This is a genomic window from Salinispora pacifica CNR114, from assembly GCF_000514775.1.
Lineage (GTDB): Bacteria > Actinomycetota > Actinomycetes > Mycobacteriales > Micromonosporaceae > Micromonospora > Micromonospora pacifica.
In genome coordinates this window covers 49652-61460 of the sequence record NZ_AZWO01000032.1, presented here as the reverse complement: position 1 = coordinate 61460, position 11809 = coordinate 49652, and the positions used below count along the sequence as shown (strand labels likewise).

The following is an 11809-nucleotide window of genomic DNA, read 5'->3' as shown; positions in this document are numbered from 1 at the left end:
GGGACGCCGTTGTCGCGGACGATGTTGTTGGAGTAGAGCCAGAGGGTGCCGTCGGGTTTGCGGGCTACGAGGTCGGTGTAGCCGTCGCCGGTGACGTCGGCGCCGATGATGGTGTCGAAGGCGTTCCAGCCCTGGCCGATCTGTCGGGAGGAGGCGTAGCTGTAGGGGACGCCGTTGTCGCGGACGATGTTGTTGGAGTAGAGCCAGAGGGTGCCGTCGGGTTTGCGGGCTACGAGGTCGGTGTAGCCGTCGCCGGTGACATCGGCATTAACGACGGTGTCGAAGGCGTCCCAGCCCTGGCCGATCTGTCGGGAGGAGGGGGTGCTGTAGGGGACGCCGTTGTCGCGGACGATGTTGTTCGAGTACAACATCAGAGTTCCGTCGTCTTCCCGAGCCACCAGGTCGTGGTAGCCGTCGCCCGTCACATCGGCGACCCAGCGGTCGGGCTCGGTCGGGGGTTCAGGGTTGGCGGTCCACCAGGTGGTCTGCTTTGTGGCTCCTGCCCAGCTCTGGCTGAAGTGAATATGGTCGGTGTGTGGACTCGGTCCAGAATAAGAACGCCAGCCCTCATCCGCACGGGACGCCGACCAGATATGCCTGTCCCAGATGATGTACATGATTCCGAGTCGACGGGCATTGGCATGTTTGTTGCCATGCTGGTCCGTAGCCAACATCCAGTTCAGGATGCTGTCAGCTGCAGCATTGTCCGCACTGTTATTGACGTTGAGCATGTAGTCAAGCGCGCGGCCCTCCTTGTGCTCACTGGTGCCGCCAACATCACACGCGCGTCCGATGTAACCAGTGTGAACGCCGTATGCCTCGTTCAAGATAGACCGCAGTGCCACTGTCCCCGGCTTCATCGACGGGTCGCACGTATCCTGTGGATCATGACTGGCGTAATTATCGATATCGGGACCAAAAACTGGAGTCTCCGGCGTAGCGATCGCCGAACCCTGAATCTGGAAGCCCGGATCAACCGCACCCTGTGTGGCGAACTTACTCTCGCCCAAATCGCTCACGCCCGGGAGGGCGTAAGCCGGAGCGCCGGGCGTAGCGGTAGCCCCCACCGCCCCGCCTAGTAGGGTCGCGGACGCGGCCACCACCAACGCCCTCTGGCCTATCCGCCCTAGCGATTTAGTCCACATAGAGCTCACCGGTGTACCCATTTCACTCCTCACGGCGGCCAGGGAATTCAGTCCCCAGCGGGCTAACAATAGTAAGAAAGGATTTGTGGCAGGAAAGGCGCTGCCGACCCGACTATCCCAGCGGGCGCCGGACTCGACCAAACCAATTAACGAAACATGATCGCTATACGATCCGCCAAGAACGAAGTGGTCCCGACGTAGCTATCTTTTGCTGCACCAGGCGCCGCAGAATATCAAGGGCCACCTCGGCGCTGTCGCTGTCAACGAATGCCAGGATGTCGGCGCCATGTGGGCCAGCGCGGATGCGGATGTGCTCCACGCTGCCCTCCGTATCTGCTAGGAGTAGGTCCCGGAGGGTCGACGGGTCAATGGTTGTGGTTGGGGTGAGAGGTGCGATGCGTAGATGTGCCACCCTCACGCCGAGGTCCTCGAGAACCCCCAGCCGAAGCCCTCTCCCGGCGCATTTTTGTAGCCGATCACGGTGGTCAAGGTCGCTGCATTAATTACGGCAAAGTGCGAAATAACGGTACTGCTTGACATTGGTCGATTCCCTCCGCAATGACTGCGTTGAACAAGTGAGGTGTGCCTTGGGCGCTTCGCGAACCTTGTTTGCCGCGCTGAGGAAAGCATCGCGGGGTTGGCGACCGTTGTCAGTAGGTTCGGCCTGGCGTGAGCACGCCTGGCGGGATCACGCCACTACCCGTGCCGACCACGGAACGTTGCGCAACGGCACAATGTGGAGGAACTCATTCGGGGAGGAACGATGCTCGATCTGCTAGGCCTTTCAGCGCAGCACGAGACGGTCTATCGGGCCATGCTTCAGCGGCCGGACCTGAACGTTGCTGGTCTGGCCGACTATCTGGGCGTCCCGCCCGGCCAGGTGCGGGAGGCGCTCGATGTGCTGGCCGACCTGGCGTTGATCCGACTCGACTCGGGAGGCGACAGCGCCCGTGCGGTCCGGCCGCAGGCCGGGCTGATCGCGCTCCTGGCCAAGGTGGAGGCGGACGTTGCGGTACGGCAGCGGCAGGTCGAGGCGACCCGAGCCGCGATCACCGCCATCGCCGCCGCGCACGAAGGCCACGAGCAGGAAGTGCAGGGGCGTGCCCTGGACGGACTCGACGCCGTCCGGGAACGGCTGATCGAACTCGCGCACCACGCCCGTAGCGAGTGTCTGTCCTTCACCACCGGCCGCGGCCAGCGGCCGGACACGATGGAGGCCGAAGGTTCACTCAACCAGGTGGCGTTGGGGCGGGGGGTCCTGATCCGCAACGTCTATCAGGACAGCTTCCGCAACGATCCGGCCACCCTCGCGCACGCACGGTGGATGGCGAGTCTGGGCAGTCAGTCCCGCACCGCGCCGACACTGCCGATGCGCATGGTGATCGTCGATCGAGAGTTGGCGCTCGTGCCCGTCGATCCGAACGACCCCGTTCGGGGCGCCCTGGAACTACGTAGTCCCGGCGTTGTCACGGGGCTGGTCGCACTCTTCGAGCAGGTCTGGCACGCGGCGAGGCCCTTCGGCGATGAGGCGTCCCAGGACGAGCAGGGACTCACCGCCCAAGAGCGAGAACTGTTGCGCCTGCTCGCGGCGGGCAACACCGACGAGTCAGCGGCACGAAAGCTGGCGATCTCGCTGCGCAGCGTCCAACGCATGATGACCTCCCTGAGCGAACGGCTCGAATCGGAGAGTCGGTTCCAGGCCGGGGTCCAGGCCACCCGCCGCGGCTGGGTATGACGAGGTGGTCGAAGCGATCACTTGAGGCAACTTGTCCTGTCTGTACCTTTTTAGGGGTAATTTTCGTGTATGCGGGTCAACGTGAATTTTACTGGCTTAGCTCAAGGAGGTTGCTGCCGCCTGCCGGGTAGCCGAGGAACAGTTGATCTGCCCCTGGGGTGGCCGGTTCCTCGCCGTTCACGGGGAAGGACGTAGAGATCGCCATGAACCATCAGCGTCAGGAACGCGAACTGTGCCGCTCTGGCTCACGTAGGGCGGGTGCGCGGTGGTGGGCTGTTGGACTGGCCGGCGTCGCTGGCCTGGCCCTCACCGCCACCGCGGTCGGTGCCTTCGGCGGGCCGGCCGCCGGCGCCGTCGGAGGGGCTCTCGCTGCCGCCGACGATCAGCCCGGAAAGTCTGATCGGCGCACTGCTGAAGGCCACCGCACCGAACGTAAGGCCGAGGCCGACGGCGAGGTGCAGGGGAAGAAGCGGGAGAAGTCGAAGGGCATTCCGGTGCCCTGTGACGCGGACAAGCTGATCGCCGCGATCACCCTCGCCAACGCCCGCGGCGGCGCCACCCTCGACCTCGCCAGCAAGTGCACCTACCTGCTCACCGCCCCCGTCGACGACGCCGGCCTCCCCGACATCACCACCCCCATCACCCTCAACGGCGGCAAACACACCGTCATCGAACGCGCCGCCGCCGTCGAACAGTTCAGGATCCTCACCGTCGACGTTGGCGGCGACCTCACCCTCAACCACCTCACCATCACCGGCGGGCAAACCGACAGCGACGGCGGCGGCATCCTCGTCAACACCGGCGGGGCGCTCACCACCAAACACAGCACCATCACCCGTAACATCGCCGCGGACAACGGCGGTGGCATCGCCAGCGAGGGCACCACCCTGGTCAAGCACTCCACGGTCAGCCGCAATACCTCTGGCATCCTCGGCGGTGGTATTTCCAGCTCCGGCGTGCTCGAAGTAACCGATTCCGGCGTACGCGCAAATGTCACCGCCGCTGGCGGTGGGGTGGCAACTTTGGGGAGTGCCCTGGTTCAGCGAAGCGCCATCTCCGACAATTCGGCCCAGGATGTTGTCGGTGGAATCATCGTGAACGGTGGTTCGGCGGTTGTCGAGGACAGTAGCGTTTCGGGCAACACGGCTACCGGGTCGGTCGGTGGAATCCTTGCCAACGTAGGCACGCAGGTGTACCTCTCCTCGGTTACCCTCGCCGATAACGTCTCGGGCGAGCTGGCTGGCGCTCTGGCCACTGAGACAGGTTCCAGCGTGTCCGTTGTGGACAGCTTCATCGAGGACAACCGGGCGAGCACCATTGGTGGTGGAATCTACAACGCCGACGAGTTGACCCTACTGAACACGAAGATCGTCGGAAATCAGGCTGACCTGGGTGGCGGCATCTACAACGCCGCCACGGGGACGGCCACGCTGTACAACACCAAGGTCATAAAGAACCTCGCGGTCACCGACGGCGGCGGCATCTTCAACGAGGCGGGTGGCACGGTCCTGCTGAACCCCGCCACCGGCACTGTGGTGATCAAGAACCGCCCGAACAACTGCTCCGGCATCGTGCCCAGCTGCGCCGGGTAGCGAATCGCGCACAATCCGATTCACGAGGGTCCCGTTTCGCCGTGTGCCGGCGACGCGGGACCCTCCGCCGTTTCCACCGTGGGTCCGTTCGCTCGGGGCGGCGGCTAGTCGAAGCTGTCCGGAAGCAGGCTCTGGCCCAGATGGATGTTGCGCACCGAATTGATAGCCACGTCGACTACCGACGGGCCGGGTTCGGCAAGCGCACGGGGGAGTACGTCGACCAGCTCCTCCTCGCTGGAGACCCGGTAGCCGTTCGCCCCGAACGACCGGGCATAGGCGGCGGAGTCGAGGAACCCCAGGTCAACACCGTAGTCGCGGCCATATTTGAGCCGCTCCTCGAAGCGGGTCATGTCGTAGGCGTCGTCCCGGAAGATGACATGCGTGAAGGTGAGGCCGAGGCGTACCGCGGTCTCGAGTTCCGCGCTGGAATACAGGAATCCGCCGTCGCCGGAGACCGACACCACCTGTCGTCCTGGCCGTACGAGGCAGGCGGCCATGGCCCAGGGCAGGCCGACGCCAAGGGTCTGTTGGCCATTGGAGAACAGCAGGTGTCTTGGCTCGTGCACGCGGAAGTGCTGCGCCATGTGCAGGTAGAACGAGCCAACGTCGCAGGCCACCGTGGCGTCGTCGGCCAGCAGCTCACGCAGTTTGAGGACGACCGCCGGCGGTTCGAGGCCGCGGGAGTCGTCCGAGGCGGAGCGCGCCTCCAGGTTGATCTCGGAGAGCGCACGCCGTTGGGCGTCCATCAGCTCCCTGAACTCGGGCTCCAGGCGGAGCCCGGCGAGCGGTCCGGCCAGCTGGCGGAGCGTGGCGGCCATGTCGCCCCGCAGTTCGAGCGTCGGTTGGTAGTGGTTGCCGAGTTCCGCGGGGATGGAGTCGATGTGCACGATGGTGCGCGTCGAATCGGTGTTCCATGCGGCGGAGGCGTACTCCACCTCGTCGTAGCCGACGGTCAGCAGCAGGTCCGCGTGCGCCATCACGACGTCGCCGGGCAGGTTGCGGAACACCCCGACTCGCCCGGCCCAGTGGTGGTCGAGTTCGCGGGGCAGCACCCCGGCGGCCTGAAAGGTCTCCACGACCGGAAGCTCTGTCTCGCCGATCAGGGCACGCAGGGCGTGGCTCGTCTCTGGTTCACCGGAGCGCATGCCCGCGAGCACAACCGGCCGCCGCGCCGAGCGGATGAGCCGTACCGCCTCGGCGACCGCCTCGGGCGGCGCCGCGTTCAGCCGGGGCATCGGCGCCGGCCGGTGCAGGGTCTGCGCGGTCGACGCGGCGAGTACGTCCTGGGGGAGCACCACCGCGGCGGCTCCTCGGGGCTCGGTGGTCGCCGTCCGGATGGCCTTGCTCAGCGCCTCGCACACGTTGTCCGGGTCGGAGACCTCGCCGGTGTATCTCGTCACCGTGGCGAGCAGGGCGGCGGAGTGGAATGACTGCTGCGCGCGTTTGAGCCGGTTGGCGCGGGACGCCGCGCCGCAGAGGGCGATGACCGGATCCTGCTCCGTCGACGCCGTCAGCAGGCCGGTGGCGAGGTTGGCGGTGCCGGGCCCGGACGTCACCAGCACGACACCGGGGGTGCCGGTGAGTCGGCCGACCGCCGCGGCCATGAACGCCGCGTTCTGCTCGTGTCGGCACACGATCAGCTGGGGCCCACCGTCCGCCAGCGCGTCGTACATCGCGTCGATCTTGGCTCCGGGGACTCCGAAGACGTACTGCACGCCGTACGCCTGCAACACCTCGACGACGCGCTGGGCAACGCGAGTCGGTTTCGATTCCGTCGTATCCACCGTCGCCCTGCTCCCCTCACCCGCCGTCTCAACGCCCACCCCAGACAAGTGCGTCGGAGACGTACCCGAAGTGAGTGCACCTACGCGGTCCGCGGAGTCAGAACTCCGGTGAACCCGGCAGTCGTACGGTGGCCGTTAGCCCCCGCCCGGGTGCCGAGTCCAGCGCCACGGTGCCGCCGTGCGCTTCGACGATGTCGCGGACGATGGCCAGGCCCAACCCGGTGCCGCCGGGTGCGGCCCGCCCGGGGTCGGCGCGCCAGAACCGGTCGAAGGCGTGCGCGAGCCCCGGGGCGTCGAGCCCGGGCCCCTCGTCGCGCACGACGAGAACGGCGTCCGCGTCGGCGCGGTGGACGCGAACCTCGACCGCCGTGCCGGGTGGGGTGTGCCGAACCGCGTTGCCGACCAGGTTCTGCACCACCTGGCGAAGTGCGGTCGCATCGCCGGTGACGGTGACCTCCTCGTCGGCGGTGAGGGTGAGTCGATGGTGGGCGGCGGTGACCCGGAGGCTGTCCAGCACGTCCGCGCAAACGCGGCCGAGGTCGACCGCGGCGCGCGCCAGCGGCTGGTGCGCGTCCAGCCGGGCCAGGGTGAGTAGCTGCTCGACGAGGGCCCCCATCCGGGTGCTCTCGGTGCGGATCCGGCGCATCGCCTCGTCCACGCCGTCCCAGTCGGTGATGCCGTCGTTGAGGTAGAGGTCAGCCCAGCCGTGTACCGCGCTCAATGGGGTACGCAGCTCGTGCGAGGCGTCGGCGACGAAGGTCCGGGTCAACGCCTCGCTGCGTTCACGTTGGTCGAACGCCTCGTTCAGCGCGGTGGCGACGGTGCCGATCTCGGTGCGCGGGTCGCCCACGGGTACGCGTCGGCGCAGGTCGCCGCGGCCGATCTCCCGGGCGGTGTCCGCCACGGCGCGCAGCGGTCGTAGCCCGGTGGTGAGCACCAGCCGGGCCAGCGCCACCCCCAGGACGACGATGAGTAGCCCAGCGATCCCCTGGACCAGGACCAGCCGGCGCAGCGTCGCCGCGTTGTCCGCCAGGGACACCCCGACGACCAGCCCGGTCACCGAACGGACCTGCCCGTTTATCTCCACTGGGAGGGCCTGCTCGGGAGGTAGCAGCTCGCGGCGCACCCGCAGCGCCGTCTCCGGATCGGCGCCGATGGTCACCGGGCCCGCCGGCAGTTCGTTGACCGGCGGCACCACGGGCGGCCGTGAGTCACCGTGCTGTAGTGGGAGCCGGGCCAGCACCAGGTCGCCCTCGGCGTCGTAGAGGGCCAGGTAGGCGTTGGCGGGTATGAGCTGTTCCATGCCGGCGGTGGGCATGGCCGGCCCGGCGAGGCGGGCGCGTGCCAAACCCCGGTCGAGGACCAGCTCGATGGTGTTGTCGACCCGTTCGTCGAGGAATCGCCGCAACGCCAGGTAGGCGGTGACATCGGCGGCGAGCAGCCCGACCACCAGCAGTGCGACCGTGCCCACCAGCAGCCGGCCGCGGAGGCTCCGCAGGGCCGGCCCCCTCATTCGGGCGGTTCCCGCAGGACGTAGCCGAAGCCGCGCACCGTGTGTAGCAACGGCGGGTCCGAGATGTTGATCTTGCGCCGGAGCTGGCTGACGAACTTCTCCACCACCCCCGGATCGCCGGGGAAGTCGTACTGCCAGACCTGGGCGAGGATCTGCTGCTTGGAAAGAACCCGGCCGGCGTTCTCCAGCAGGTGCCGCAGCAGCCGGAACTCGGTCGGCGACAGCTCGACCGGCGTGCCCGCCCGGGTGACCGTGTGCGCATCCTCATCGAGTTCCAGATCGGCGACGGCGAGCCGGTTGGCCGCACCGGGCCGCCCACCGAGGCGGCGCAGCACCGCGTTCACCCGGGCGACCACCTCCGCCACGCTGAACGGCTTGGTGATGTAGTCGTCGCCGCCGAGGTTCAGCCCGGTGAGTCGGTCCTCCAGCGAGTCCTTCGCGGTCAGGAAGACCACCGCGAGCTCCGGGAGCCCCCGGCGCAGGTCGTGGACCAGGTCGAAGCCGGAGCCGTCGGGCAGCATCACGTCCACGATCGCCAACTCCGGAGCCAGCTCACCGGCGACGGCCAGCGCCTCGGACCGGGAGCCGGCGGACCGGGCGTCGAACCCGGCGACCCGTAACGTGCGTAGCAGCAGCTCGGCCAGCGCCGGCTCGTCGTCCACCACCAGCACGCGGGCCCGCCAGACCGAGCTCAGCTCGGCGGTTGAGCCCGGCCGCGGTTGCCGGGCGGAGCGCCCTGTCGATCCAGCCATGGCGTCAGTATCTCCGGCGCGGGGACCGGGGAACCTGCCAATCGGCTGCCGAACGGCTGACGGTTTGCTGAAGGCCCGACGGACCACCCCGGGTGGAGGCCAGGTCCGGTTCGCCCGATTCGGATCGTCAGCAAACCGGAAGGTACGCCGGAGGGGATCGGCAGGTCGGTGCGGTTGCCTTGGGGCATGAGCCGGACTGATCTGCCGACCAAGGCCCGCCGACCGAGCCGGACCAGGCCCCGCCGTACCGACCGCTCGCTGGCCCGCCGGTTGCGGTTGCCGCTGGTGCTGGTCGTCGTCGCGCTGGTGCTCTCCTACGGCGCCGATCGGTTCCTCGCCGCCGCGGTCGAACGGCGGGTCTCCGCGGCGGTCGGTTGTCGCCTCGACGGCGCCGAGCTGACCACCTCGCTGCCCGGCCCGCTCATCACTCCGCGACTACTCACCGGGGACCTGGGCGACGTGACCGTGCAGGGCTTCATCGACACCGAGGCCGGGTCGACCCACCTCCAGCTCTCCCTGCACGACGTGCACGCCCGGCCGTTCACGGACGAACCAGTTGACGTCGCCGGCGCCGAGGCGACGGTGACCCTGCCGTACGACCAACTGCCCGGCACCGAAGCGGGCCAGCAGCGGTTCGAGAACGCCGGTGACCAACTCGCCGTGGTCCGGCCGGGCGTGGTCCTGGGCGGCGACATCCGCGTACTCATGGATCTCGCGTTGGCCGGCGAGGAACTGGTGCTCACCCCGGCCACGGTGGAGGTGGCCGGGCAGCAGCTGCCAGTGGACCTGGTCGCCCCGCTGCTCGGCGTACGCGACCCGGCGCTCGCGGGGCAGCTGGAGCCGCGCCGCGTCGCCCTGCCGGGCCTCCCGAACGGTCTGACGCCCGACCACGTCGCCGTCGGCCCCGACGGCCTGACCCTGCAGGCCAGCCTCGACACCAACGAGCTCACCGCCGCGGGCGACTGCCGCGCGTGACGCCCCTCGATCCAGTGACCCAGGCCCACCCCACTCCTTTCGGAGGTTTCCTTGCGTACCGCTCTGTACTCGTACGGCCGGCTGGCTGCCCGCCGGCCCTGGCAGCTGCTCACCGCCTGGCTCCTGGTGGCCGCGGCCGTCGTCGGCACCTGGGTGATGGTGGGCACGAGCATCGACGACGGCATCACCATCCCGGGTAGTGACAGCAGCCGCGCGCAGGAGATCCAGAATGCGGTGTTCCCCGCCTCCGCGCTCGGCAACGGCACCCTGGTGTTCCACGACCCGGAGTCCTCGGTCACCGCGCCCGAGGGGCGGGCGGCCATCGAGGCTTCGCTGCTGGCGGTGCGGGATGTGGAAGGGGTGACGCAGGTGGTGCCCCCATTTCCGCAGGAGTCCGGCCAGCCCGCGCCGCGGATCAGCGCCGACGGGCACACCGCGTACGCGCAGGTCTACTTCGACGTGCCACCCGCCGCCCTCAGCGAGCAGGATGCCGACCGCGTGTTGGCCGCCGCCACCCCGGCCGTGGACGCCGGGCTGGAGGTGCTCCCCGGGGGGCAGCTCGCCCAGGCTGCGGCCGGGGATCCGGGGCACCGCAGCGAGTTGATCGGTCTGGCCGTGGCCGCCGTCGTCCTGCTGGTGGCCCTCGGCGCGGCCGCGGCGATGGCCCTACCCCTGCTCTCCGCGCTGGTCGGGCTGGTGCTCGGGCTCGCCGCCATCGGGCTGCTCAGCCAGGTAGGAGCGATCCCGGACATCGCGACGACGGTGGCGAGCATGATCTCGCTCGGCGTCGGTATCGACTACGCGCTCTTCATCGTCGTGCGGTACCGCACGGCCCGGCAGGAGGGGCAATCACACGAGCGGGCGTTGGGGGTCGCGGTGGCCACCGCGGGCGCGGCGGTGCTCTTCGCCGGCGCCACCGTCGCCGTCGGCCTGGGTGGCCTGCTGCTGGCCGGGCTGCCGCTGCTGACCTCGCTGGGCTGGACCGCCGCCGTGGCGGTCGGGCTGTCGGTGGTGGCCGCGGTCGGCGTGCTGCCGGCCGTCCTCGGGGTCGTCGGCTCGCGGCTCGACGTCGGGGCGCTGCCCCGGCGTCGCGCGGAGAAGGCATCGAAGGCGGGCTGGTGGCACCGGATCGGCGAGCGGACGGCCCGGCGGCCGTGGCTGGCGGTGGTCGGCTCGCTAATGGTGCTGGCGGTCTTCATCGCGCCGGTGGCGGCCTTGGAGCTCGGCCAGCAGGACGGCGGCCACGACCCGGTCGGTACGCCCACCCGGCAGAGTTACGACCTGCTGGAGTCGGCGTTCGGCCCGGGCGTGAACGGGCCGTTGCTGGTCGTCGCCGACCTGGGTGACACCGCCCAGACCGACCTGGCCACGGTCCAGCGGCAGGCTCTCGCCCTCAGCGCCGCCCTGGCGGACGTGCCCGGTGTGCAGTCCGTCCAGGGGCCGCGGGTCTCCACCGACGGTAGTGGCGCGCTCTGGCAGGTGGTGCCGACGACCGCGCCCAGCGACCCGGCCACCGGTGACCTCGTCACCCAGCTGCGCGAGGAGATCCTGCCGCCGCTGGCCACCGACGGTACGCAGCTGCACGTCGGCGGCCAGACCGCCGCGAAGATCGACTTCACCGACCAGGTGGCGGAGCGGCTGCCGCTGGTGTTGGCGGTGGTGATCGCGCTGAGCTTCCTGCTGCTGGTCGTCCTGTTCCGCTCCTTCGTGATCCCGCTGACCGCCGCGCTGATGAACCTGCTCTCCGTCGGCGCCGCGTACGGCATCCTCACCTTCGCCTTCGCCGAGGGGCACCTCACGGGGCTGCTCGGGCTGGACGGGCCGGTGCCGATCGAGAGTTACATCCCGCTGATCCTCTTCGCCATCCTGTTCGGGCTGTCGATGGACTACGAGGTCTTCCTGGTCTCGTCGATCGCCGAGCGGTGGCACGCGGTCCGGGACAACCGGCGTGCGGTGGTGACCGGGCTCGGCTCGGCGGGACGGGTCGTCACCGCGGCGGCGTTGATCATGTTCAGCGTCTTCATCAGCTTCGCCGGCCAGGACAATCCGCTGATCAAGATGTTCGGGGTGGGGCTCGGCGTGGCGGTGCTGCTCGACGCGGTGGTCGTCCGTGGGTTCCTGGTGCCGGGGATCATGGTGCTGCTCGGCCGCGCCAACTGGTGGTTCCCCCGCTGGCTGGACCGGCTCGTGCCCCGGGTCGACCTGGAGGCGTCCCCCGTGACTGACGAGACGCCCGACGAGACGCCCGACCGGCTCCCGCCGGCCGACGCCCAGGCCGCCCTCGAGGCAGCCGACCCGGGCGGCGTGCGGTAG

Annotated in this window: 8 protein-coding genes; 4 read left to right on the top strand and 4 right to left on the bottom strand. The window is 69.1% G+C overall.

Features of this window, described 5'->3' with window-relative positions; all coding sequences use genetic code 11:
- A partial coding sequence (locus B118_RS31840) for an FG-GAP repeat domain-containing protein (RefSeq protein WP_238324014.1) occupies nucleotides 1-1019 on the bottom strand: 1019 nt, incomplete at its 3' end.
- Between the two features lie 889 nt (nucleotides 1020-1908).
- Between B118_RS31840 and B118_RS0119060 the strand changes: the two genes are divergently transcribed.
- Both B118_RS0119060 and B118_RS0119055 read left to right on the top strand, forming a co-directional pair.
- Nucleotides 1909-2880: a helix-turn-helix transcriptional regulator gene (locus B118_RS0119060; RefSeq protein WP_018812377.1), complete on the top strand. Its 972-nt coding sequence runs from the start codon at nucleotides 1909-1911 to the stop codon at nucleotides 2878-2880.
- 158 nt (nucleotides 2881-3038) lie between these two features.
- Nucleotides 3039-4472: an autotransporter outer membrane beta-barrel domain-containing protein gene (locus B118_RS0119055; RefSeq protein ID WP_028193226.1), complete on the top strand. Its 1434-nt coding sequence runs from the start codon at nucleotides 3039-3041 to the stop codon at nucleotides 4470-4472.
- Nucleotides 4473-4576: 104 nt separating this feature from the next.
- Here B118_RS0119055 and alsS read toward each other — a convergent pair whose 3' ends face one another.
- The 3 genes from alsS to B118_RS0119040 form a co-directional block, all read right to left on the bottom strand.
- Nucleotides 4577-6256 (bottom strand): acetolactate synthase AlsS, encoded by a 1680-nt coding sequence (alsS, locus tag B118_RS0119050; protein WP_026185317.1) that lies wholly within the window; start codon nucleotides 6254-6256, stop codon nucleotides 4577-4579.
- Between the two features lie 97 nt (nucleotides 6257-6353).
- The gene (locus B118_RS0119045) at nucleotides 6354-7769 is read right to left on the bottom strand and encodes a sensor histidine kinase (RefSeq protein ID WP_018812375.1); all 1416 of its coding nucleotides are present in this window, start codon (nucleotides 7767-7769) and stop codon (nucleotides 6354-6356) included.
- The gene (locus tag B118_RS0119040) at nucleotides 7766-8521 is read right to left on the bottom strand and encodes a response regulator transcription factor (RefSeq protein WP_018220603.1); all 756 of its coding nucleotides are present in this window, start codon (nucleotides 8519-8521) and stop codon (nucleotides 7766-7768) included. The genes B118_RS0119045 and B118_RS0119040 overlap by 4 nt, the downstream gene beginning before the upstream one ends.
- 186 nt (nucleotides 8522-8707) lie before the next feature.
- On the opposite strand from B118_RS0119040, the gene B118_RS0119035 reads away from it, so the two are divergent.
- Entirely contained in the window at nucleotides 8708-9496 is a 789-nt protein-coding gene (locus B118_RS0119035) for an LmeA family phospholipid-binding protein (RefSeq protein WP_080678082.1), read from the top strand.
- 51 nt (nucleotides 9497-9547) lie between these two features.
- The gene (locus B118_RS0119030; RefSeq protein WP_028193225.1) at nucleotides 9548-11809 is read left to right on the top strand and encodes an MMPL family transporter; all 2262 of its coding nucleotides are present in this window, start codon (nucleotides 9548-9550) and stop codon (nucleotides 11807-11809) included.